19 protein-coding genes, 1 tRNA gene and 1 other RNA gene are annotated in these 23,205 nt (G+C 68.9%); 18 read left to right on the plus strand and 3 right to left on the minus strand.

Features of this window, described 5'->3' with window-relative positions:
• Positions 1-13: 13 nt before the first annotated feature.
• From E3O48_RS02640 to E3O48_RS02705, 14 genes are all read left to right on the plus strand, one after another.
• Positions 14-676 (plus strand): sugar O-acetyltransferase, encoded by a 663-nt coding sequence (locus E3O48_RS02640; protein WP_198413015.1) that lies wholly within the window; start codon positions 14-16, stop codon positions 674-676.
• Positions 677-748: 72 nt separating this feature from the next.
• A complete protein-coding gene (locus E3O48_RS02645) occupies positions 749-1,765 on the plus strand; it encodes a LacI family DNA-binding transcriptional regulator (protein ID WP_134537214.1) in 1,017 nt (338 codons plus the stop codon).
• Between the two features lie 246 nt (positions 1,766-2,011).
• Positions 2,012-3,280 (plus strand): extracellular solute-binding protein, encoded by a 1,269-nt coding sequence (locus E3O48_RS02650; protein WP_134537280.1) that lies wholly within the window; start codon positions 2,012-2,014, stop codon positions 3,278-3,280.
• A 150-nt stretch (positions 3,281-3,430) separates the two neighbouring features.
• A complete protein-coding gene (locus E3O48_RS02655) occupies positions 3,431-4,414 on the plus strand; it encodes a carbohydrate ABC transporter permease (RefSeq protein ID WP_134537215.1) in 984 nt (327 codons plus the stop codon).
• 2 nt (positions 4,415-4,416) lie between these two features.
• Complete coding sequence (locus tag E3O48_RS02660) at positions 4,417-5,316, plus strand: carbohydrate ABC transporter permease (protein ID WP_134537216.1); 900 nt, start codon at positions 4,417-4,419, stop codon at positions 5,314-5,316.
• A 2-nt stretch (positions 5,317-5,318) separates the two neighbouring features.
• The gene (gene yicI, locus E3O48_RS02665; protein WP_134537217.1) at positions 5,319-7,673 is read left to right on the plus strand and encodes an alpha-xylosidase; all 2,355 of its coding nucleotides are present in this window, start codon (positions 5,319-5,321) and stop codon (positions 7,671-7,673) included.
• Entirely contained in the window at positions 7,670-9,115 is a 1,446-nt protein-coding gene (locus tag E3O48_RS02670) for a GH1 family beta-glucosidase (protein ID WP_134537218.1), read from the plus strand. The genes yicI and E3O48_RS02670 overlap by 4 nt, the downstream gene beginning before the upstream one ends.
• A gap of 46 nt (positions 9,116-9,161) precedes the next feature.
• Positions 9,162-10,331, plus strand: coding sequence for an ROK family transcriptional regulator (locus E3O48_RS02675; RefSeq protein ID WP_241982372.1), 1,170 nt, complete (start codon positions 9,162-9,164; stop codon positions 10,329-10,331).
• Between the two features lie 249 nt (positions 10,332-10,580).
• On the plus strand, positions 10,581-11,858 hold the full coding sequence (locus tag E3O48_RS02680) for a multidrug effflux MFS transporter (RefSeq protein ID WP_241982373.1): 1,278 nt from the start codon (positions 10,581-10,583) through the stop codon (positions 11,856-11,858).
• A 205-nt stretch (positions 11,859-12,063) separates the two neighbouring features.
• Positions 12,064-12,786, plus strand: coding sequence for a phosphatase PAP2 family protein (locus E3O48_RS02685; protein WP_134537220.1), 723 nt, complete (start codon positions 12,064-12,066; stop codon positions 12,784-12,786).
• Between the two features lie 94 nt (positions 12,787-12,880).
• Positions 12,881-14,164, plus strand: coding sequence for a saccharopine dehydrogenase family protein (locus E3O48_RS02690; RefSeq protein ID WP_134537221.1), 1,284 nt, complete (start codon positions 12,881-12,883; stop codon positions 14,162-14,164).
• Positions 14,161-15,534, plus strand: coding sequence for an FAD-binding oxidoreductase (locus tag E3O48_RS02695; protein ID WP_134537222.1), 1,374 nt, complete (start codon positions 14,161-14,163; stop codon positions 15,532-15,534). Before E3O48_RS02690 ends, E3O48_RS02695 begins: the two co-directional genes overlap by 4 nt.
• Positions 15,535-15,678: 144 nt before the next feature.
• Positions 15,679-16,497 carry a GNAT family N-acetyltransferase gene (locus E3O48_RS02700; protein ID WP_134537223.1) on the plus strand — a complete coding sequence of 273 codons (819 nt, stop codon included), beginning with the start codon at positions 15,679-15,681 and terminating at the stop codon, positions 16,495-16,497.
• A 67-nt stretch (positions 16,498-16,564) separates the two neighbouring features.
• Positions 16,565-18,424, plus strand: a complete 1,860-nt coding sequence (locus E3O48_RS02705; RefSeq protein WP_134537224.1) for a helicase HerA-like domain-containing protein — start codon at positions 16,565-16,567, stop codon at positions 18,422-18,424.
• A 14-nt stretch (positions 18,425-18,438) separates the two neighbouring features.
• On the opposite strand, the gene E3O48_RS02710 is transcribed toward E3O48_RS02705, so the two are convergent.
• The gene (locus E3O48_RS02710) at positions 18,439-18,996 is read right to left on the minus strand and encodes a hypothetical protein (protein WP_134508830.1); all 558 of its coding nucleotides are present in this window, start codon (positions 18,994-18,996) and stop codon (positions 18,439-18,441) included.
• Between the two features lie 164 nt (positions 18,997-19,160).
• Positions 19,161-19,700: a hypothetical protein gene (locus E3O48_RS02715; RefSeq protein ID WP_134537225.1), complete on the minus strand. Its 540-nt coding sequence runs from the start codon at positions 19,698-19,700 to the stop codon at positions 19,161-19,163.
• Between the two features lie 131 nt (positions 19,701-19,831).
• On the opposite strand from E3O48_RS02715, the gene E3O48_RS02720 reads away from it, so the two are divergent.
• Genes E3O48_RS02720 through E3O48_RS02730 form a run of 3 tightly spaced genes read left to right on the plus strand, consistent with a single transcriptional unit; the run spans position 19,832 to position 22,165 of the window.
• Positions 19,832-21,199, plus strand: coding sequence for a TrkH family potassium uptake protein (locus tag E3O48_RS02720; protein ID WP_241974738.1), 1,368 nt, complete (start codon positions 19,832-19,834; stop codon positions 21,197-21,199).
• On the plus strand, positions 21,192-21,887 hold the full coding sequence (locus E3O48_RS02725) for a TrkA family potassium uptake protein (protein ID WP_174774739.1): 696 nt from the start codon (positions 21,192-21,194) through the stop codon (positions 21,885-21,887). Before E3O48_RS02720 ends, E3O48_RS02725 begins: the two co-directional genes overlap by 8 nt.
• A 38-nt stretch (positions 21,888-21,925) precedes the next feature.
• Positions 21,926-22,165 carry a ferrous iron transport protein A gene (locus E3O48_RS02730; protein WP_134537226.1) on the plus strand — a complete coding sequence of 80 codons (240 nt, stop codon included), beginning with the start codon at positions 21,926-21,928 and terminating at the stop codon, positions 22,163-22,165.
• Positions 22,166-22,868: 703 nt separating this feature from the next.
• Here E3O48_RS02730 and E3O48_RS02735 read toward each other — a convergent pair.
• Positions 22,869-22,956 (minus strand) — tRNA-Ser (locus E3O48_RS02735).
• A 141-nt stretch (positions 22,957-23,097) separates the two neighbouring features.
• On the opposite strand from E3O48_RS02735, the gene ffs reads away from it, so the two are divergent.
• Positions 23,098-23,194, plus strand: an RNA gene (ffs, locus tag E3O48_RS02740) — signal recognition particle sRNA small type.
• Positions 23,195-23,205: the final 11 nt, after the last annotated feature.

Genomic DNA, 23,205 nt, shown 5'->3' on the forward strand with positions numbered 1-23,205 from the left:
ATAGGATATGTTCATGTCTCAAACAAATAGGCCGACGCCGGACCCCGGTCGCTCGGAATTCGACAAGATGGTGGCGGGGGACTGGTACCGGTACCGCTCCGGCCCCGAGCTCGCCGAGCTGACCATCGGCACCCAGCGCACCTGCCGGCAGATCACCGCCCTCTTCGACGAGGACAGGGATGCCGCCCAGGAACTGTTCACCGGGATGCTTGGCACGGCCGGCGAGGGCGTCGAATTCCGGCCGCCGCTCTACCTGGACTACGGCTCGCGCCTGCACGTGGGGTCCGGCACCTTCATCAACGCCGACTTCCTCGCCCTCGGCGGCGGGGAGATCACGATCGGGAAGAACGTGCTCGTCGGGCCGAGCGCACGCCTCTACACCCCGATCCACGCCCTCGACGTCGGCGAACGCCGGGCCGGCTACGAACGGGTGCTGCCGATCCGGATCGGCGACGACGTCTGGCTCGGCGGGAACGTCGTCGTCTGCCCCGGTGTCACGATCGGCGACGGCAGTGTCATCGGCGCCGGCTCCGTCGTCACCAGGGATGTGCCTCCGGGGGTCATCGCCGTCGGCAACCCGGCCCGCGTTATCCGCACCCTCGCCGAGGCCGAGCAGGCAGACCAGGCCGAGCGCGTCGGGCAGTACCGGTCGGAATCAGGCGCACCCGCACGGTAGCCTGCACGACCTGGCCGGATGCCGGGCACGGCTTCATGCGGCAGACTGTGGCACAAGGGATTCGAGGGGTTCATGGCGAGCATTCACGACGTGGCGCGGGTGGCCGGCGTGTCGATCAGCACGGTGTCGTATGCGCTCTCGGGCAAGAGGTCGATCGCGGATTCCACCCGGCTCCGCATCACCAATGCCGTCGAACAGCTGGGCTACCGGCCCAACGCGGGAGCGCGCATGCTTGCCGGGACGCGCACCAACATCTTCGCGCTGACCGCGCCGTTCCATGCGGAGACCTACGCGCCTGCGCACATGGCCTTCGTGCTCGCCGTGGCGCAGGCCGCCCGCGCCCACGACTACGACGTGCTGCTGCTCACCCAGGATGAGGCCACCAGCGGACTGCGGAGAGTCGCCTCCAGCCGGCTTGTCGACGGCATCATCGTGCTCGACGTCGCGGCCGAAGACGACCGGGTGGGGGTGATCAGAGAACTCGGCACCCCGGCCGTCTTCATCGGGATCCCGCGGGACACCGAGGGTCTCGTCTGTGTCGACCTCGATTTCGAAGCCGCCGCAGCCCTGGCGATCAGTCGACTCACCGACGCCGGCCATCGGTCGATCGGGCTCATCGGTCACTCGCCCGGCGTGTATGCGCGCGGCTCCAACTTTCCGCCCCGGTTCCGGGACGGCTTCTTTAGCGCCGCGGCGGCGGAGGGGGTCGCGACCGCGTTCGCCATGCCCGAGCGCGACGGTCCGAGCGTGCGAGCGGCCCTCGACGAGCTTTACCGGACGTTGCCGGGGATGACCGCCCTCGTGCTGCACTGCGAGGAGACGGTGCAGGCGGCCGTGATGGACATCTTGCGCGAACGCGGTCTGCGCGTGCCGCAGGACCTGTCGGTGATCTCCGCCTGCGCGAGCTTCGAGACGGATCACTTCGAGCCTGCCCTCGACACCATCCCCCTGGTCGCGGCCGATTCCTGCACGCGGGCCGTGGAGCTGGCGATCGAGCAGGTCGCCGGGCCGATCGCCCCCCGGGTCGAGCTCGTGCCGCCGCGCTACCTCGAGCGCGGATCGATCGCGCCTCCCGCGCCGCTCCGCTGACGCCGAACCGGGCCCGCCGCCCGCGCGCGGATATGTTGCAAATCTAAACAAACCCCTTGCGCGCGGGTCGCCCCCGCCCTTATGCTTCAAAGCGACCCACTGTCGAAGCGTTTCGGCAGGCGATAGGCATTGCAACTATCGAAGCGTTTCGATTGCGTTTCGCTCAGGGTTTCGGGGCGGCCGGCGTCGCCCACTACAAGGAGGTAGAACGTGAGATTAGGTAAGCGCACTCTCGCCGTCGTGGCGATGGCGGCAACGGCGGCCCTGTTGTCGGGCTGTGCAAGCGGCGGGGGCGGCGGCGCGGCGGACGACGCGAGCAAGACCCTCACCCTGTGGGACTTCGAGAGCGACACGAGCGCGATGGGCATCGCCTGGAACCAGGCGATCAAGACCTTCGAGAAGGAGACCGGCGCGAAGGTCAAGTTCGAGGCCAAGAGCTTCGAGCAGATCCGCTCGACCGCGAGCCAGGTGCTCAACTCGGACAAGGCCCCAGACGTGCTCGAGTACAACAAGGGCAACGCGACCGCCGGGCTCCTGGCCAGCCAGGGCCTGCTGAGCAACCTCGACGACGCCGTCAAGAAGTACGGCTGGGCCGACAAGCTCGCACCGTCGCTGCAGACCACGGCGAAGTATGACGAGAACGGCATCATGGGCTCCGGCTCCTGGTACGGCGTGCCCAACTACGGCGAATTCGTCGAGGTCTATTACAACAAGGACATGTTCGCGAAGTACAACATCGCTATCCCGACCACGCAGGCCGAATTCGAGGCGGCGCTCAAGACCTTCGCCGACGCCGGGATCACCCCGCTGGCCGAGTCGGCCGCCGAGTACCCGCTGGGCCAGCTCTGGTACCAGCTCGCCCTCACCAAGGCCGACCGAAGCTTCGTCGACGACTACCAGCTCTACAAGGGCAAGGTCGACTGGCAGGGCAAGGAACTGAGCTACGCCACGGAGACCATCAAGGACTGGACCGACAAGGGCTACATCAGCAAGGACGCCAGCGGCACCAAGGCAGAGGATGCCGGCACCGCCTTCATCGCCGGCACCAACCCGATCTTCTTCTCCGGCAGCTGGTGGTACAACCGCTTCTCGACCGAGGTCAAGGGCTTCGACTGGGGCACCTTCCTCTACCCCGGCGCGAAGATGTCGCCCGGCTCCGCCGGCAACATGTGGGTCGTCCCGGAGAACGCGAAGAACAAGGACCTCGCGGCGAAGTTCATCGACATCACCATGCGACCGGAGATCCAGGCCCTGATCGGCAACAACGGTGGCGTGCCCGTCGCGGCGAACGCGGCAGACATCACCGACCCGAAGAGCAAGGAACTGATCGACAACTTCAACACCCTCACCGGTGAAGACGGCATCGCGTTCTACCCCGACTGGCCCACCCCGACCTTCTACGACCAGCTCAATGCCGGCCTGCAGGAGCTCATCAACGGAACCAAGTCGTCCAAGGACGTGCTGACCCAGCTCGGCGGCCAATACGAAGACGGCATCAAGGACATTAAGAAGTAGTCCGCCCGGCCGCTGAATTGCGGAGAAAACACCCTTGACCCGAGGGTGAAGGCGTTTTCTCCGCAACTCGGGGCGGCTCGAGGCCCTCGTGGGGTCTCGACACGCTCGACCACCGGGCGCGAAGCCCGACAACCCAAGAAAGGCACGACGATGGCCACACCAGCCCCGTTTGCCGGCACGAAGACCGCCTCGCGGAAGGCGCCCGCGGGCGCCGCCCCGATCACCAGCCTCATCCCCGGCGCGACCGGCCGTGGCTTCTGGATCTACCTTCTGCCCGGCCTGCTCCTCCTCACCATCATCGTTCTCATCCCGCTGGGCTGGAACCTGTACCTGACCTTCACCTCCTACCGCGGCATCCGCCCGCCGGTCTGGAACAACTTCGAGAACTGGAGGAAGCTGTTCGGTGACGACGTCTTCTGGACCTCGTTCGGCAACTCGGTGGCGATGATCGTCGCGATGGTGATCGTGCCGACGCTGCTCGGCCTCGTGCTCGCGGCCATGCTCTTCGACCTGGTGGGCAAGAAGTTCGGCAGCAGGATCGCCAGCTTCCTCCGCGCCACCTACTACCTGCCGCAGATCCTCCCCGTGGTCATCGCGGCGATCGTGATCGGCTGGATCCTCCGCCCCGAGAACGGCGCGCTCAACCAGGTGCTCGGCGCCGTCGGCCTCGAGTCGCTCCAGCACAACTGGCTCGGCAGCCCCGACACGGCCCTCGCGAGCATCATGGTGATCATGGTCTGGGTGCAGCTCGGCTACCCGATCGTCATCTTCATGGCCGCGCTGCAACGCGTCGACCCCGAGCTGTACGAAGCCGCCGAACTCGACGGGGCCAACTGGTTCCAGCGATTCCAGGCCATCACGGTCGGCATCATCCGGCCCGAGATCTTCGTCGTCACCCTCACCTGCACGATCGCCGCCCTCAAGGTGTTCGGCCCGATCTACGCGCTCACCCGCGGCGGCCCCGGAACGTCCACGATCGTGCCCAGCTACTACTCGTACAGCGAGTTCTTCCAGAACCAGCAAGTCGGCTACGGCGCCACGATCGCGACGGCACTCACCGTCGTGGTCGCGATCGTCGCGATCGTGTTCATCACTTTCCAGACCCGGCTCGAGCGCCGGGACGAGGAGCGCTAGGCATGTCCACCCTGACCGAGAAATTCCGCCCGGCCCGCGCCGCGGCGCCCCGCCCCCCGAAACTGCCGAAGGTGCACACCCGCAAGTCGGCAGGCGACTGGGTCATCCTGGTCGTCGCGATCCTGATCGGCTTCTTCATCGCCGTCCCGTTCCTGATGATCCTGATCAACTCGTTCAAGTCGCCCGCGGACTACAACAGCTCAGGCCCGCTCACCCTGCCGACCAACCTCTACTTCGACGGCATCGTCAACTTCTGGACCAGGGTGAACTTCCCGGAGAAGCTCTGGAACAGCATCCTGATCTCCACCGTCGTGGCGGTCGCCGCCGTGGGCATCTCGATGTTCAACGCCTTCGCGATCGGCATCGGCCGGGTGCGCGGACGCACCTGGATCGTCGTGCTCGTGCTGCTGGCCAACATGGTGCCGCAGGAGGCCCTGCTCTACCCGCTGTACTACATGTTCAAGCAGGTCGGCCTGTACGACAACGTCTGGGCCGTGATCATCATCTTCACGGTCATCCAGAGCGCGTTCGGCACCTACCTGCTCGCCTCGGTCTACGGCACCTTCCCCAAGGAACTGCTCGAGGCCGCGTCGCTCGACGGGGCGAGCCGCTGGCAGATCCTCTGGCGGGTCGTCTACCCGATCAGCCGGCCGACGCTCTCGGTGCTTCTGATCTTCTTCTTCATCTGGACCTGGAACGAGTTCCTCATCCCGCTGACCTTCCTGGTCAGCAACGCGAACCAGACCGTGCCGGTGGCGATCAGCGTGCTGCAGGGCGACCGGCTGATGGACGTCACCACCACGAGCGCCTCGGCCCTGCTCGGCCTGCTGCCGACGCTCATCTTCTTCCTTATTTTCCAACGCACGCTGACGCGTGGCATCACCGCGGGAGCAGTCAAGTAATTATGAAATTCACCGATGGATTCTGGCATGTCCGCCCCGGAGTGACCCCCCTCTACGCCCAGGAGGCGTACGATCTCGAAACCGTGACGGATGCCGGCCCCGACGGCGACGCGCTGCGGATCGATGCGCCGACCAGGGTCATCGCCCACCGTGGCGACGTGCTCAACCGGGCGCTGCTCTCGGTGACGCTCTCGTCACCGCTGCCCGGCATCATCCGGGTGCGGGTGGCCAAGGACACCGGCGGGCACACCGAGCCCGGGTTCGAGCTCGACGGCCAGACCCGCGGCAGCGGCATCGTCTCCGTCGACGAGACGGGCGGATCGGTGACCAGCGGCCCCCTGACCGCCCGGATCGATCGCGGCAGCCCCTGGAACCTCCGGTTCGAGGCCGACGGCACGACCCTCACCCAGAGCGGCCCGAAGTCGATCGGCCATATCTCCCTCGCCGACGGGGCCCCCATCGCCACGGAACCCACCGGGGTCTCCGGCGTCACCGCGACCGGGCTCGCCCCGGCATCCGCCTACACGCACGCCCGGCTCGGGCTCGGGGTCGGCGAACTCGTCTACGGGCTCGGCGAACGGTTCGGTCCGCTCGTGAAGAACGGCCAAACCGTCGACATCTGGAACGCCGACGGCGGCACCTCGAGCGAACAGTCCTACAAGAACGTCCCGTTCTACCTCACCAACCGGGGCTACGGCGTGCTCGTCAATCACCCGGAGCACGTCTCGTTCGAGGTGGGCAGCGAATCGGTCGAACAGGTGCAGTTCTCGGTCGCCGGCGAGCACCTCGAATACCTCGTGATCTACGGGCCGACGCCCAAGGAGATCCTCAGCCGCTACACCGCGCTCACCGGGCGCCCCGCCCAGGTGCCGGCCTGGTCGTACGGCCTCTGGCTGTCGACCTCGTTCACCACGAAGTACGACGAGGCCACGGTGAACTCCTTCATCGACGGCATGGCCGAACGGGACCTGCCGCTCACCGTTTTCCACTTCGACTGCTTCTGGATGCGCGAATTCAACTGGACCGACTTCGAATGGGACCCCCGCGTCTTCCCCGACCCCGAGGGCATGCTCGCCCGCCTGCACGGCAGGAACCTGCACGTGAGCGCGTGGATCAACCCGTACATCGCCCAGCGCGCCCCGATCTTCGCCGAGGCCCAGGCCGCGGGCTACCTGTTGAAGAAGGCCAACGGCGACGTCTGGCAGTGGGACTTCTGGCAGGCCGGCATGGGCCTGGTCGACTTCACCAACCCGGATGCCGTGACCTGGTTCCAGGGCAAGCTGCGCCGCCTGCTCGCCCAGGGCGTCGACGCGATCAAGACCGACTTCGGCGAGCGGATCCCGCTGGACGTGGTCTGGCACGACGGTTCGAGCCCCGAGCGGATGCACAACTGGTACACCCAGCTCTACAACGCCGCCGTGTTCGAGGTGCTGCAGGAGCAGCGCGGCACGGGCGACGCCGTGCTCTTCGCCCGCTCGGCCACCGTCGGCGGCCAGAAGCAGCCTGTGCACTGGGGCGGGGACAACTCTTCCAGCTACGAGTCGATGGCCGAGACCCTGCGCGGCGGGCTCTCCCTCGCCCTCTCCGGCTTCGGGTTCTGGAGCCATGACATCGGCGGCTTCGAGGGCATGCCCAACGCGGCCGTGCTCAAGCGCTGGCTTGCCTTCGGGCTCATGTCCAGCCACTCCCGGCTGCACGGCTCCACCAGCTACCGGGTGCCGTGGCTCTTCGACGACGGCACCGAGGCGCCGGGGGAGAGCACCGTCGACGTCACCCGCCGGTTCACGAAACTCAAGCTCTCGCTGATGCCGTACCTCTACGAGGTCGGCCTGGAGGCGCACCGCACCGGCATCCCGTTCATGCGGCCGATGCAGCTCGAATTCGCCGGCGACCCCGCGGTGGACTACCTCGACCGCCAGTACCTGCTCGGCCACGATCTGCTCGTCGCCCCGGTGTTCAGCGAGGCCGGCGACGTGTCCTACTACCTGCCGGCCGGAATCTGGACGAACTATTTGACCGGCGAGACCCAGGCCGGCCCGGCCTGGCGCCGGGAGACCCATGCGTTCTCAACCATCCCGCTCTGGGTGCGGGAGGGTGCCGTGCTCGCGACCGGGGCCAGGGACGATGTCCCGGACTACGACTACACCGAGAACGTTCTGCTCACCGTCTACCCGGGCGGAGCGCCGACTCGCACCGTGCAGGTGTCGAATCCGCTCGGCACCATCGTCGTGACCTTTACGATTGTGGATGACGGCGACGGTGTCACCGTGCACAGTGACTCGACCGCGGCATTCCGCGCTCGGCGCGCGGGAGGCGACACCACGGAATCCGCCCACGGAAAGGCAACCCTCTCATGACCGTATCCCGTCAGGGCAACCCCGACTACCGCGACTCCGGACTCGAATTCCCGGAGGGCTTCATCTTCGGTTCGGCCACCGCCGCGTACCAGATCGAGGGGGCCTTCGACGAGGACGGCCGGGGTCCGTCGATCTGGGACACCTTCAGCCACACGCCGGGCAGGGTCGAGAACGGCGACACCGGCGACAGGGCCAGCGACCACTACCACCACCTCGAGGAAGACCTCGACCTGATGGAGTCCCTCGGGCTGCACGCGTACCGGTTCTCGATCGCCTGGTCGCGCATCCAGCCGACCGGCCGCGGCCCGGCCAACGAGAAGGGTCTCGCGTTTTACGGGCGCCTCGTCGACGGGCTGCTGGCCCGGGGCATCCGCCCGATCGCGACCCTCTACCACTGGGACCTGCCGCAGGCGCTGGAGGACGAGGGCGGCTGGACCAACCGGGACACCGCGTACGCCTTCGCCGACTATGCGCGCATCATGGGCGAGGCCCTCGGCGACCGGATCGACACCTGGACCACCCTCAACGAGCCGTGGTGCTCCGCCTACCTCGGCTATGCCTCCGGCGCGCACGCGCCGGGCCGCACCGAGGACGCGGCGGCGCTCGCCGCGGTGCACCACCTCAACCTCGCCCACGGCCTCGCGATCACCGAGCTGAAGAAGGTCGTCACCAACGACCCCGACTTCTCGATCACGCTCAACCTGCACGTCATTCGCGGTGAGGGCGAGACCGGGCCTGAAGCGGTGCGGCAGATTGACGGCCTCGGCAACCGGGTCTTCCTCGGGCCGCTCCTGACCGGGGAATACCCGGCGGATGTCCTCGCCGACACCGCGGGCATCACCGACTGGTCGTTCGTGCGGCCCGGTGACACAGCGATCATCCACCAGCCGCTCGACGTGCTCGGCGTCAACTACTACTCCACGACGCTCGTGCGGCTCTGGGACGGCGTGTCGCCGTTCCAGCATTCCGACGGGCACGGGGACGCCGGCGCCTCGCCGTGGCCCGGCGCCGGGCGGGTCGAGTTCCTCGCCCAGCCCGGTCCCTACACCGAGATGGACTGGAACATCGAGCCGGCCGGCCTGGAGGAACTGCTGGTCAAGCTGCACGACGAGTTCCCCGACCAGCCGCTGATGATCACCGAGAACGGCGCGGCCTTCGCCGACGTCGTCGTGCAGGAACCGACCGGCCCGGCGGTGCACGACCTGGAGCGCACCGACTACCTGCGCCGGCACTTCACGGCCGCGCACCGGGCGATCCAGCGCGGCGTCGACCTCCGCGGCTACCAGGTCTGGTCGTTCATGGACAACTTCGAATGGGCCTACGGCTACTCCAAGAGGTTCGGCATCGTCTACATCGACTACGAGACCGAGGCGCGCATTCCCAAGGACAGCGCGCTCTGGTACCGGGGCCTCGTGTCGACCGGCACCATCCCGGAGGGTTAGCGGCAGGACGGTATTCTGAGGTCCAACGAGTGGAATGGAAGGCGCTGTGCAGGGGAGCAACCATGACGACGTGCGCCGGCACAACCTCTCGGCGATCCTGCGCATCGTGCACCGCAACGGGCCGACCTCCCGCGCGCAGCTGACCCGGCTGACCGGCCTGAACCGGTCCACGATCGCGGCCCTCGTCGGCGAGCTCGGCCAGCTCGGCCTCGCCGGCGAACGCGACCCGGATTCCACCAACCAGGTCGGCCGGCCCAGCCCGGTGGTGTTCTGCGCCGAGCAGGTCGTCGCGCTGGCCGTGAACCCCGAGATCGACGCCGTCACGATCGGGATCGTCGGCCTCGACGGCATAGTGCACCGGCGCATCCGCTACGCGACCGAACGCTCGCCCAGCGCGAGCGAGGCCGTGAACATCGCCGGCGCGGTGATCGAGGGGATGCGCGGGGAGCTGGAGTCCCGGTTCCGGGTGGTCGGGATCGGCGTCGCCGTGCCCGGCCTCGTGCGCGCCCACGACGGCCTGGTGCGCTTCGCCCCGCACCTCGGCTGGACCGACGAACCGCTCAAGGAGATGCTCGAACAGCTCACCGGGTTCCCGGTCTTCGCCGCCAACGACGCAAGCCTCGGCGCGCTCGCCGAACAGTATTTCGGGGCGGGCAAGGGCATCACCGACCTGATCTACCTCAACGGCGGAGCGAGCGGCATCGGCGGCGGAATGATCGTCGGCGGCAATCCCGTCGGCGGCATCGCCGGGTACGCGGGCGAGTTCGGCCACACCCGGGTGAGCGGCGGCTCCCGCACCGACTCCGCCGGGATCACGGGCACCCTCGAGGCCGAGGTGACCCGGGAGGAACTGCTCGGGGTGCTCGGGCTCGAGAGCGCGGATGCCGACGAACTGGAACAGGCCCTGCTCGCCTCCGACTCTCCCCAGGTCAGGGACGAGGTCAACCGTCAGCTGGACTTCCTCGCGGTGGCCCTGGCCGGCGCCATCAACATCCTCAACCCGCAGCTGGTCGTGCTCGGCGGGTTCCTGGCCGCTCTGTTCGCCGTCGACCCCGACCGGTTGCGCGCCGCCGTGGCGTCGATGACGCTCGTGTCCTCGTTCGGCAGCGTGCGGGTCAGCGCGGCCGAGCTGGGCTCCAATCTGCTCATGATCGGCGCGGCCGAGCTCGCCTTCGAGGGGCTGCTCGACGACCCGAGCGGTGTGCCGACCTCCTGACCCGGCCGGCCGCGTGTCCCGCCCGCCCGCACGGTGCGCGATCCGGCCGATTCGCGCAATCTTCGGCGCGGATCCCGGCCGGGGGGAATAGGAACGGCCAGGGCCCGCTTGTCCCAGACAGCGGCTCCGTGTTCCGCTGCCGGTAGCGTCGCCCGTGACCCGGTGCCCGAACGCCGTCTCAGCCCCGGTCAGCCCCGCCCGGCCGGCCCCACCAGACACCTCCCCATCGACACCGAGGAACTCCACTACGTGACTACCGCCGTCATTCCCGTGATCACCCAGGCCCAGCTCCGGTCGACCGCCCCGCACCCCGGGGACGCCCTCACCCGGCGCCAGCGCCTCGTCTACGTGCTCGTGCTCGGCGCGCTCACCGCGCTCGGCCCGTTCACGATCGACCTGTACCTGCCCGCCTTCCCTACCCTGCAGAACGAGCTCGGCGTCTCGGCCGCGGCCATCCAGCTCACCCTCACCGGCACGATGATCGGCTTCGGCTTCGGCCAGCTGATCGTCGGCCCGTGGAGCGACAAGGTCGGCCGCCGGCTGCCGCTGATGCTCGCGACAGGGTTCCACATCCTCGCCAGCGTCGGAGCCGCGCTCTCCCAGGACATCGTCTGGCTAGGTGTCTTCCGCCTGCTGCAGGGCTTCGGCGCCGCGGCCGGTGCCGTCGTCGCCCTCGCCATGGTGCGTGACCTGTTCGGCGGCAAGCCGCTGGTGCGGATGCTGTCCCGCCTCGCCCTGATCAGTGGCCTCGCCCCCGTGCTCGCCCCGGTCATCGGTTCCCAGTTGCTCCTCGTGATGAGCTGGCGCGGGATCTTCTGGGTGCTCGCCGCGTACGGCGCCGTCGTCATCCTCGCCGTCGCGTTCTGGATCGTCGAGACCCTGCCCTCCGCCGAACGGCACACAGCCGGGCACAACACCCTCGCCCAGCGTTACCGGGCCGTGCTCAGCGACCGCGTCTTCGTCGGCGTCGCGATCATCGGCGCCATGACCTTCACCGGGCTGTTCTCCTACCTCTCCGCGTCGTCGTTCCTGTTCCAGGAGGTCTACGGCTTCTCCGCGCAGCAGTACGGCATCCTCTTCGCTGTCAACTCGCTCGGCATCGTCACCGGTGTGCAGCTGAGCTCCCGGCTGATGCACCGCTTCAACATCGGCCCGCAGTGGATCGTGGCGGTGTCGACGGTGGTGCTGGTCATCACCTCGGCGGCCATCGTGCTGCTCGACCTGGCCGGCGCCGGGCTCTGGGGCACCCTGGTGCCGCTCTGGTTCTTCATCGCGGCCTGCGGGTTCACCCTGCCGAGCGTGCAGGTGATCGCCCTCAGCGCGCACGGGCACGAGGCGGGAACCGCCGCGTCCCTGCTCGGCGCCGCGAACTTCGGCGTCGCCGGCCTGATCTCGCCGATCGTCGGCCTGCTCGGGGTGGGCAACGCCATCCCGATGGGCGCGGTGATGGGAACGACCGCCCTGATCGCGATCATCGTGCTGTGGACCGTCGTGCGCCCGCGCTCCGTACCTGCCCTGGAGCACTAAGGCCCCGCCCCGCCCCGCGCCCCCCTCGCGCGCCGTGCCCCCGCGTCGCGCCCCTCCCGTGTCCCCGCGCCCGAGCCCGAAGGTGGCTAACTCAGGAGAAACGGGAGTGACGGATGCCGGACCCGCGTCTTCCCGGCATCCGTCGTCGGCCGGTTCCGGATTCTCCTGAGTTAGCCCCCGAAGCGCCCCGACCTAGGATGGACGGATGAGCAGCGAGAGACCCCCGGAGACCGCAGCCGCCCCCGCCGCACGCCGCATCGCCAGGCGCTGGCCGCTCGTGAGCGCGCTGGCCGCGGTGGCCCTGGCATTCGGGCTCGGAGCACTCATCGTCTACCGGGACAACGGCAGGCCGCTGCGGATCGACGCCGCGTGGATGGATGAGATCATCGAGCACCGCGCTCCCGTCTGGGAGTACCTGTCGCTGGCGATGAACTTCCTCGGCGCCGGCATCGCGGGCGTGGTCGTCATCCCCCTGCTCATCCTCGCCGCCTTCCTCCTCCTCCGGCGAAAGTGGGCGGCCGGGTACTTCCTCACGGCGACGATGGTGAGCAGCGGGCTCGTGCAGGTGCTGAAGAACCTGTTCGGACGCGCCAGGCCGGAGGACATGCTGGTGACCAGCGACTTCGGCTCGTTTCCGTCCGGCCACGTCGCCAACGCCGCGACCATGGCGGTCTGCCTGGCCATCCTCTTCCCGCGGGTCTGGGTCTGGCTGGCCGGAGCGCTCTACACCGCGGTGATGATGGTCAGCCGCACCTACCTCGGCGCGCACTGGCTCACCGACACCATCGGCGGCCTGCTCCTCGGCGTGGGGGTGGCCGTGCTGCTCTGGGCGCCGGTCGCCGCGAAACTCGACGGCGAACGGCACCTCGCGGCGCAGCATCCGTCACGCGGTCGAATTCGACGGAGAAATGCCGGAAAAGACGCCTGAAGCACCCCAAAACCTCATTTTTTCCCAAAATCTCCGTCGAATTCGACGGGATGCGGGGCAGACACGGGCGGATGCCGCAGGGTAGCGTCATGCCATGAGAATCCTCCTTGTCGGGGCGGGCGGCGTCGGAGACGCGTTCGCGAAGATCATCGCCCGTCGCTCGTTCTTCGAGCACGTCATCGTCTGCGACTACGACCTCGCCCGGGCGGAGCGCACCGTCGCCACGGTCGCGGCTACGCACGGCCCCACCGTCGCGAGCCGGTTCACGGCGGAGCAGATCGACGCCGGCGACCCGGACCGGGTAGCGGCGGTGGCGAAGGAACACCGGGCAACGCACGTGATGAACGCGGTCGAACCCAAGTTCGTGCCGACGATCTTCGCCGGCGCTCTCGCCGCCGGCTGCGACTACCTCGACATGGCCGTGAGCCTGTCCGAGCCGCACCCGACCCACCCGTACACGGAGACCGGCGTGAAACTCGGCGACGACCAGTTCGCGCTCGCCGCCGACTGGGAGACCGCCGGTCGCCTCGCCCTGGTCGGGATGGGTGTGGAGCCGGGCCTCTCGGACGTCTTCGCCCGCTACGCCTCCGACCACCTGTTCCGCGAGATCGACGAGCTCGGCACCCGCGACGGCGCCAACCTGGTGGTGCGCGACGTGGCCGGCAACGAGATCTTCGCGCCCTCCTTCAGCATCTGGACCACGATCGAGGAGTGCCTGAACCCGCCGGTGATCTTCGAGAAGGACCGCGGCTGGTTCACCACCGAACCGTTCAGCGAACCGGAGATGTTCGACTTCCCCGGCGGCATAGGTCCGGTCGAGTGCGTCAACGTCGAGCACGAGGAGGTGCTGCTGATGCCGCGCTGGCTCGACGCGAAACGGGTCACCTTCAAGTACGGACTCGGTGAGGAGTTCATCGGCGTGCTCAAGACGCTGCACCTGCTCGGCCTGGACAGCGTCGAACCGGTGCGGGTGCGCAGCGCCACCGGCCCGGTGATGGTCGCTCCGCGCGACGTCGTCGCCGCCAGCCTGCCCGACCCGGCGACGATCGGCCCGCGGATGACCGGCAAGACCTGCGCCGGGGTATGGGTCACCGGCACGGGACCGGACGGCGAGCCGCGCGAGGTCTACCTCTACCACGTGAGCGACAACGAGTGGACGATGCGCGAGTACGACGCCCAGTGCGTGGTCTGGCAGACCGCGCTCAACCCGGTGATCGCGCTGGAACTGCTCGCGGCCGGCACCTGGGGCGGCATCGGCGTGCTCGGCCCGGAGGCCTTCGACGCGAAGCCGTTCCTCGACCTGATGAGCGCCCCGATCGAGGAGGGCGGCTACGGCGAGGCGTGGGGGATGGAAGACCGGCTGGCCCCGCGCCCGTGATCAACGGTGACGTCTCCTTCTGGTGGAACCAGATCGGCCGGGGCGCCCCGCGCCCGCCGCTGCCCGGGCCGATCACGGCCGACGTGTGCATCGTCGGCGCCGGGTACACCGGGCTGTGGACGGCCTACTACCTGAAGAAGGCCGCCCCGGCGCTGCGGATCGTCATCCTCGAGCAACGCTTCGCCGGCTACGGCGCGTCCGGGCGGAACGGCGGCTGGCTGACCAACTCGATCACCGGCGGGCGTGAGCAGTACGTTTCGTCGCACGGGCACGACGCCGCCGCCCGGTTCCAGACGAGCATGAACGAGACCGTCGACGAGGTGATCCGGGTCGCCGCACTCGAGGGCATCGACGCCGGCATCGTCAAGGGCGGCGAATTCACCGTGGCCTACGACCAGCCGCAGCAGCGGCGACTCGAGGCGTCCGCCCGGGCCGAGCAGCGGTGGGAGATGACGGATGTCGAACTCCTCTCCCCGGCGGCGGCCCGCGCCCGCATCGACGTGGCCGGCACCACCGGGGCGATGTGGCACCCGCACTGTGCGCGCATCCACCCGGCCAAACTCGCCGCCGGGCTCGCCCGGGTCGTCGAGACGCTCGGCGTGGAGATCTACGAGAACACCCGGGTGGGCGAGATCACGCCGGGACGGGCCGTGACCGAGCACGGCCCGGTGGACGCGGAGTTCGTCGTGCGCGCCACGGAGGGGTTCACGGCCGGGCTGAAGGGCCTGCACCGGGCGTGGCTGCCGATGAACTCGTCGCTGATCGCGACCGCGCCGCTCAGCGACGCCGTCTGGGAGAGCATCGGCTGGACCGAATCCGAGACCCTCGGCGACATGGCGCACGCGTACATGTACGCGCAACGCACGACGGACGACCGGATCGCGATCGGCGGCCGGGGCGTGCCGTACCGCTTCGGCTCGCGGACTGACTCCGACGGGCACACCCCGGCGAGCACGGTCGAGGCGCTCCGCGGCATCCTCACCCGGTTCTTCCCGGCGACGGCGGGCGTGGCGATCGACCATGCCTGGTCGGGGGTGCTCGGCGTGCCGCGGGACTGGGCGGCGACCGTCGGGCTCGACCCGACGACCGGGCTGGCCTGGGCCGGCGGGTACGTGGGCACCGGCGTGGCCACGACGAACCTGGCCGGGCGCACCCTGACCGACCTGATCCTCGAGCGGGACACCGGGCTGACCGGACTGCCCTGGGTGAACCACAGGGTGCGCAACTGGGAGCCGGAGCCGCTGCGCTGGCTCGCCGTGCACGCCCTGTACCGGGCCTATTCGTTCGCCGACCGCGCCGAGCTGACCCGGCGACAGACCACCTCGCCGGTCGCGAGCATCGCCGACGTGGTCTCGGGCCGCGGCCACTAGCCGGCCCCCGGCCCGCGGCATCCGCTCGCCCCGCGCATAACTCCTGCAGATTGTGCCGGAATACCCTCTTTTCGGCCGGAATCGGCGGGAATTGCCCACAGTGCAGGAGTTATGCACAACGGGCGGATGTGGTCTACTCGTTGCATGAGCGTTGAGCCCGAGGTCGTCGCCGAGGCGTACCGGCTGGCGGATGCCGCGGCCGCGGCCGCCGGGGTGTCCGTGCGGATGGCGGAACCCGGCGACATGACCCCGGTGATCGGCCTGTTCGAGCGCACCTGGGGTGCCGGCCGTAGCCCCGACCGCTCGATGCTGCTCGCGCTCGACTACGCCGGGAACACCGTGCTCGTCGCCAGCGAGGCAGGCAAGGCGGTCGGCGCGACGCTGGGCTTCCTCGGCTGGAGCGACGGCATCCACCTGCATTCCCACATGGCGGCCGTGGTGCCGTGGCGGCGCAGCGGCGGCGTCGGCTACGCGCTGAAGCTGTTCCAGCGCGCGGTCTGCCTCGAACACGGGATCGTCGAGATGCGCTGGACCTTCGACCCCCTGATCCGCCGCAACGCGCACTTCAACCTGGTCAAGCTTGGCGCGGAGGTGGTGCGGTTCCTGCCCGACTTCTACGGCCGCCTCGACGACGTCATCACCGGCAGCGACCGGAGCGACCGGTTCGAGGTGCGCTGGCTGCTCGAGTCCGACCGGGTGCGGGCGGCCCTCACCGGCACACCCCGGCCGGTCCCGCACGCCCCGCTGCGGCTCCCGCTCGACGTCGACTTCGAGCGGTTGCGGGCCGACGACCCGGAGGCCGCCGACCGGCTGCGCGAGCGGTCCCGGGCGTTGTTCACGGAGGCCCTGGCCCAGGGACTGCGCCCCGAACTGGACGCCGGCAACGACTACGTCTTCGTGCGGCCGGAGACGGATGCGACGGAGCAGGGATTCGCGCCGGGACCGACCCCGGGACCGACCTGACCGGTTGGTCCGATCCGGCCCGAAACGACCTGACCGCGCCGGTCCTCTCGGCGCTAGGATTCAGGCCATGACCCCGAGCGAACCCGTGGACCAGGTATCCGAGCTGAAGGCCCAGGCGGAGGCCGCGGTCGCGGCCGCCCGGGCTGCCCAGGCCGAGGCGGAGGCAGCCATCGCCCGGGCCGAAGCCGCCCAGGGCGCGGCCCTGGCCGCCGCTGCGGCCGCACCGGCTGCTCCCGCACCGGCTCCCGCACCGGCTCCCGCCGCCGCAGCGCCCGCAGCACCGCCGGTCGCCGGCCCGCTCACCGTCGCGCAGGTCGAGACCATCCGCGCCGGGTACGCCTTCGCCGGGCCGGCGCTGGAGATGGGGGCCCTGGTCAACGGCGACGCCCGCCCCGACGTGCCCGTGCGCATCCCGCTGGCGATGACGAACCGGCACGGCCTCGTCGCCGGAGCCACCGGCACGGGCAAGACGAAAACCCTGCAGGTGCTCGCCGAGCAGCTCTCCGCACACGGGGTGTCCGTCTTCGCAGCCGATATCAAGGGCGACCTGTCGGGTGTCGCCACGGCAGGCACCGCGAGCGAGAAGCTGCTGGCCCGCACCCGAGGCATCGGCCAGGACTGGTCGGGCGTGGCGTCGCCCACCGAATACTTCTCGCTCGGCGGGGTCGGCCGCGGCATCCCGGTGCGCGCCACGGTCGCCGGCTTCGGCCCGCTGCTGCTGAGCAAGGTGCTCGGGCTTGGCAATATCCAGGAGTCCAGCCTCGGCCTCGTCTTCCACTACGCCGACCAGGCCGGCCTGCCCCTGCTCGACCTGACCGACCTGCGAGCCGTGCTCAGCTTCCTGATCAGCGACGCCGGCAAGGGCGAACTCACCGGCCTCGGCGGGTTGTCCCCGGCCACCGTGGGCGTCATCCTGCGCGAACTGATCACCTTCGCCGACCAGGGCGCGGACGTCTTCTTCGGCGAACCCGAGATCGACACCGCCGAGTTCCTCCGCCGCACGCCCGACGGCCGGGGCATCATCAGTCTGCTGGAGGTGCCCGGCGTCGCCGACAAGCCGGCCCTGTTCTCCACCTTCCTGATGTGGCTGCTGGCCGATCTGTTCAACGACCTGCCCGAGGTCGGCGACCTGGACAAGCCCAAGCTCGTCTTCTTCTTCGACGAGGCGCACCTTCTGTTCACGGGCGCGTCGAAGGACTTCCTCGCCTCGATCACCCAGACGGTGCGGCTGATCCGCTCCAAGGGCGTCGGCATCTTCTTCGTCACCCAGACCCCCAAGGACGTGCCGAGCGACGTGCTCGCGCAACTCGGTTCCCGGGTTCAGCACCAGCTGCGGGCGTTCACCCCGGATGACGCCAAGGCCCTCCGGGCGACCGTCTCCACCTACCCGAACTCGGGTTATGACCTCGAGGAGGTGCTGACCGGGCTCGGCACCGGTGAGGCGATCGTCACGGTGATGAACGAGAAGGGCGCTCCGAGCCCCGTCGCCTGGACCCGTCTCCGCGCGCCGCAGGGCTCGATGTCACCGACACCGCCGGAGCAGATCGACGCCACCGTCGCCGCCTCCCCGCTGCTCGCCGTCTACGGCGCCGCGATCGACCGCGACTCGGCCCGCGAGATGCTGGCGACGAAGTTGGAGGCAGCAAACCGGGTGGCGCTCGCCCAGCAGGTCGCCCTCGACCAGGCGAAGGCCGCCGCCGAGCTGGAGAAGCAGCAGGATGCCGCCGCCGCGCAGCAGGCGAAGGCGCAGAAGAAGGCGCAGGCCGAGTACGACCGCCTGATGAAACAGACGCAGGGGTCGACCCGCAGCCGCACCAGTTCGCGCCCGCAGAAGAGCGTGCTCGAGCAGGTGCTCGGGTCCTCCGTCACCAGGACGATCCTCACCGGGGTCGTCAGCGGCATCTTCGGCACCCGCCGCCGCCGCTGAGCGCGCGGCCGGCCTCAGCCGGCGTGGGTGGTGATGCGCCGCTCGAACCAGTAGAGCAGTTCGGGGCGCACGCGGTTGAGGTCCTGCAGGGTCATCGGCTCCGGCACGCGCACGACGGGGGCGTCGAGCAGGTCGACGACCGTCTCCATCGCGCCGCGGGAGTAGAACTGGCCGCGCATCCGGATCAGCAGGCGGCCGTCGGTGCCGGTGAGGAAGAGTTGCGGATGCGTGTCCATCGCGCCGCTCTGGTACAGGTCGAGCAGTACGACGCTGCCGATCTCATCCTTGGAGAAATTGGAGACGCGGCCGAGGAATCCTCGTTCGGAGATGCCCGCGGTGTCGACCCAGATGACCGTGCGGTAGAAGGCGATGGCCGCAACCAGGCAGAGCGCGACGACGACGAGGTCGCCCAGGGCCACCGGCTGCCACGAATTCGTCGGGATGGTCAGCCAGAACAGCACGGCCGACAGCGGCGCGATCAGGGCGAGCACGGACAGGCCGGACTGCAGCAGAATCCGCCCGTGGGGTCGCAAAGCGTGCGCCCGCGTGCGCAACCCTCCGCTGAATCTCACCCGTGGTTCCCCCTTGCCGGTGTAGTCAGATTATCCCGGAATTCACCGTGGTGTGCCAGCCACCGTTCCGGGGGGTTCGGAGGGCATCCGGCGCAGGCCGTTGGCGCATGAAACGAGGCACGACCCCCTCAGGAGCCGTGCCTCATCGTTGTGTGCTGCGCGGGTTAGCGGCCGAGAACGGCGCCCAGGTCCAGGCCGCCGAGCGACCCGTCGACCACGTCGTTCACGGACGATCCGATGTCGCCGACGTTGCCGCCGGTGACGTCATTGCCCGAACCGACCGGAGCGGTGACCGGCGCCTCGACGGGGGCGGTGACCGGGGCGGAGACCGAGGTGTCGTTTCCGGAAGCAACCGGAACGTCGTTGCCGTTGCCGACCTCGTTGCCCGAGGCGACGTCGCCGACGTCACCGGTCAGCGAGCGGTCGACGACCGGGCCGCTGACGAGAGGGGCATTAAGCACGCCGCCGCCGAGGAGCGAGGCGTCGTTGCCGGCGACGCCGGTTCCGGTGGCCTGGTTTCCGGTCAGGGCGTCGGTGAGCAGGCCGAAGTCGACGGTCTGGGCCGCCGACGAGCCGTCGGTGCCGGTGAGCTGCGGGCTGCCCTGTTCGGATGCCTGGGCGGGGGCGGCCAGCCCGCCGACGATGATGGCGGATGCGATGCCGGCGATGCCGAATGCACTGAGACGCTTCGTGATCGTGTTCATGATGAGTACTCTCTTCCGTTGTTCAGTTCCGGCCTCGGATTTCCCCGGGCCGCATAAGTGGTCCGGTGCCCTCGCCGAATCGGTTTGGTCGCGGCCACCCGCCGGAACGGCATCGACCGTAGAGTGAGCAGGTGAATCCCCGGACGACGCCCCGCCCCACCGCGAGAACCTCGCGGTTCCGGCCGCACCCGGCCCAGGTCGTCGCCGCCGCGTTCGCCACGACGATCCTGATCGGCACGGGCCTGCTGATGCTGCCGATATCCACCCCGGGGGCGGGCGGGGCGTCGTTCTTCGACGCGATCTTCACCGCGACCTCCGCCGTCTGCGTGACCGGGCTGATCGTCGTCGACACCGCCACCCAGTGGACCGCCTTCGGCCAGGTCGTCATTCTCCTGCTGATCCAGATCGGCGGCCTGGGGATCATGACTTTCGCGTCGGTGATCGGGCTCGCGGTCATGCGCAAGCTCTCGCTGCGCTCCCGGATCACCGCGGCCGCCGAGGCGAAGAGCGTGGGACTGGACGACGTCAAGGGGCTCGTCTTGGGCGTCGTGCGGATGTCGCTGGTGATCGAGGCGAGCGTCGCGCTGCTGCTCAGCCTCCGCTTCCTGCTCGGCTATGGCGAGCCGCTCGGCCGCGCAATCTGGCTCGGCGTCTTCCACGCTGTCTCGTCGTTCAACAACGCGGGGTTCGCGCTGTTCAGCGACAACCTCATCTCCTACGCCACGGATCCGCTCATCTGCCTGCCGATCGCCGCCGCCGTGATCCTCGGCGGGCTGGGCTTCCCCGTGATCGTGCAGCTGCGCCGGCATCTCAAGACGCCCCGACTGTGGAACATGAACACCCGACTGGTGCTGGCCGGCACACTGATCCTCCTGGTCGGCGGCACGGTGTACCTCACGGCCGTCGAGTGGTCCAACCCGGCGACCCTCGGGCCGCTCGACTGGCCGAGCAAGCTCCTGGTCGGATTCTTCCAGTCCGTGCAGGCGCGCACGGCCGGCTTCAACAGCGTCGACACCGGCGCGATGGACTCGGCCAGCCTGCTCGGCACCGACATCCTGATGCTGATCGGCGGCGGTCCGGCCGGAACCGCCGGCGGCATCAAGATCACCACCTTCGGCGTGCTCTTCTTCATCCTCCTCGCCGAGGTGCGCGGCGACACCGCCGTGAACGTGTTCGGCAAGCGGCTCTCCCGCGCGGTGCACCGGCAGGCGATCACGATCGTGCTGCTCGCCGTCGCGGTCGTCATCGCGTCGACGGCCGCGCTGATGGTGATGACCGACATCAGCATGGACAAGCTCCTGTTCGAGGTGATCTCGGCCTTCGGCACGGTGGGACTGTCCACGGGGATCACCGCCGGGCTGCCGGAGGCAGGCAAGATCATCCTGATGCTGCTCATGTTCATCGGCCGGCTGGGGCCGATCACCTTCGCCTCGGCGCTCGCCCTCCGCGAACGCCCGACCACCTACGAGCTACCGAAAGAGAGGCCGATCATTGGCTAAGTTCAACCTGTTCGGGTCTCACGACCCCGCCCGCATCGCCGAATCCGAGTCGGTGGTCGTGATCGGCCTCGGCCGGTTCGGCAGTTCCCTCGCCCTCGAACTGATGGAGAGCGGCACCGAGGTGCTCGGAATCGACGGCGACGAAGACATCGTGCAGGCGCACAACGGGCTGCTCACCCACGTCGTGCGCGCCGACTCGACCAAGGAGGAAACCCTCCGTCAGCTGTCGGTGACCGAGTTCACCAGCGCCGTCGTCGCGATCGGCGGCGACATCCAGGCCAACATCCTCACCGCGTCGCTGCTACTCAAGCTCGGCATCCCCAACATCTGGGCGAAGGCCGTGAGCGACCCGCACGGCGAGATCCTGCAGCAGCTGGGGGTCAGCCATGTCATCTACCCCGAGAAGGACATGGGCAAACGGGTCGCCCACCTGGTTCGCGGGGTGATGCAGGATTACATCGAGATCGGCGAGAACTTCGCCCTCGTGAAGACGACCCCGCCGCGGGAGATCATCGGGGTGCCGCTCGGCAAGACACGCATCCGGCCCAACCACGGGGTCACCGTCACCGCGTTCAGCCGCGACGGGGTGTGGAGCTACACGACCCTGGACACTATGATCGCGGCGACCGACATCATCCTGATCGCGGGGGAGTCCAAACGGGTCGAGGCGTTCAGCCGGCTGATCTGACCGGGCCGGGCCCCAGCGCTGCGGGTAGGCTCGCCCTGATGAGTGTAGATGCAGCCCGGTTCGTGATCGACGCCGAACCGGGAACCCGGGTCGTCGTGCGCCGACGCATCGAGGGTGGGGTGACGGATGCCGTCGGCTACCTCCGCTCCTGCGACGGGGCCGTTTGCGTGGTCGAGACCAAACGCGGGCTCGTCGCGATCACGCTGGCGGACATCGTCGCCGCGAAAGAAGTGCCGCCGCCGCCCGCACCGCGGCCGCGCCGCCGCCTCGACGACTGATCGAGCCGGTGGCGGCACCCGGTGAGGGAGCGCGTGCGGTGATTGAGCGCGCGCGGTGATTGAGCGCGCGCGGTGATTGAGCCTGCCGAAATCCCGCGACGGGGTTTCGACGAGCTCGACCACCGGGGTGACGGATTCCACTTTGGCGGAGAATGGGGGATTCGAACCCCGCGAGTGGGCGTTGTGCGCTCACCGGGGTGACGGATTCCACTTTGGCGGAGAATGGGGGATTCGAACCCCGCGAGTGGGCGTTGTGCGCTCACCGGGGTGACGGATTCCACTTTGGCGGAGAATGGGGGATTCGAACCCCGCGAGTGGGCGTTGTGCGCTCACCGGGGTGACGGATTCCACTTTGGCGGAGAATGGGGGATTCGAACCCCGCGAGTGGGCGTTGTGCGCTCACCGGGGTGACGGATTCCACTTTGGCGGAGAATGGGGGATTCGAACCCCGCGAGTGGGCGTTGTGCGCTCACCGGGGTGACGGATTCCACTTTGGCGGAGAATGGGGGATTCGAACCCCGCGAGTGGGCGTTGTGCGCTCACCGGGGTGACGGATTCCACTTTGGCGGAGAATGGGGGATTCGAACCCCGCGAGTGGGCGTTGTGCGCTCACCGGGGTGACGGATTCCACTTTGGCGGAGAATGGGGGATTCGAACCCCGCGAGTGGGCGTTGTGCGCTCACCGGGGTGACGGATTCCACTTTGGCGGAGAATGGGGGATTCGAACCCCCGAGGGCTCTCACCCAACACGCTTTCCAAGCGTGCGCCATAGGCCACTAGGCGAATTCTCCTGGCCGGCCGTATCCGTGAGGATCGGCCAAGAAAGAATCTTACCTGTTCCGGCGGCCGCTGTCACACCCGGCCGGGATCGGCCGGATTTGCCTCGCCGCCGACGGGTTTTGGGGGCGCGGGCCTTTCCGCCTAAACTGGCAGTCGGCTCCTCGCGTGGCGCCATCTCGGCCAACTCCCCCAGGACGGAAACGTAGCAAGGGTAACCGGGCTCTGGTGGGTGCGCGAGGAGTCTTTTTTGTGCATTCTTC

The sequence above is a fragment of the Cryobacterium sp. HLT2-28 genome, assembly GCF_004402495.1.
In the GTDB taxonomy this organism is placed as follows: Bacteria; Actinomycetota; Actinomycetes; order Actinomycetales; family Microbacteriaceae; genus Cryobacterium; species Cryobacterium mannosilyticum.

Bases quoted from the DNA above. Each gene is read 5' to 3' on its own strand.
- E3O48_RS02640 (WP_198413015.1), top strand. From the start codon at position 14: ATGTCTCAAACAAATAGGCCGACGCCGGACCCCGGTCGCTCGGAATTC.
- E3O48_RS02645 (WP_134537214.1), top strand. From the start codon at position 749: ATGGCGAGCATTCACGACGTGGCGCGGGTGGCCGGCGTGTCGATCAGC.
- E3O48_RS02650 (WP_134537280.1), top strand. From the start codon at position 2,012: ATGGCGGCAACGGCGGCCCTGTTGTCGGGCTGTGCAAGCGGCGGGGGC.
- E3O48_RS02655 (WP_134537215.1), top strand. From the start codon at position 3,431: ATGGCCACACCAGCCCCGTTTGCCGGCACGAAGACCGCCTCGCGGAAG.
- E3O48_RS02660 (WP_134537216.1), top strand. From the start codon at position 4,417: ATGTCCACCCTGACCGAGAAATTCCGCCCGGCCCGCGCCGCGGCGCCC.
- yicI (WP_134537217.1), top strand. From the start codon at position 5,319: ATGAAATTCACCGATGGATTCTGGCATGTCCGCCCCGGAGTGACCCCC.
- E3O48_RS02670 (WP_134537218.1), top strand. From the start codon at position 7,670: ATGACCGTATCCCGTCAGGGCAACCCCGACTACCGCGACTCCGGACTC.
- E3O48_RS02685 (WP_134537220.1), top strand. From the start codon at position 12,064: ATGAGCAGCGAGAGACCCCCGGAGACCGCAGCCGCCCCCGCCGCACGC.
- E3O48_RS02690 (WP_134537221.1), top strand. From the start codon at position 12,881: ATGAGAATCCTCCTTGTCGGGGCGGGCGGCGTCGGAGACGCGTTCGCG.
- E3O48_RS02700 (WP_134537223.1), top strand. From the start codon at position 15,679: ATGAGCGTTGAGCCCGAGGTCGTCGCCGAGGCGTACCGGCTGGCGGAT.
- E3O48_RS02705 (WP_134537224.1), top strand. From the start codon at position 16,565: ATGACCCCGAGCGAACCCGTGGACCAGGTATCCGAGCTGAAGGCCCAG.
- E3O48_RS02715 (WP_134537225.1), bottom strand. From the start codon at position 19,700: ATGAACACGATCACGAAGCGTCTCAGTGCATTCGGCATCGCCGGCATC.
- E3O48_RS02730 (WP_134537226.1), top strand. From the start codon at position 21,926: ATGAGTGTAGATGCAGCCCGGTTCGTGATCGACGCCGAACCGGGAACC.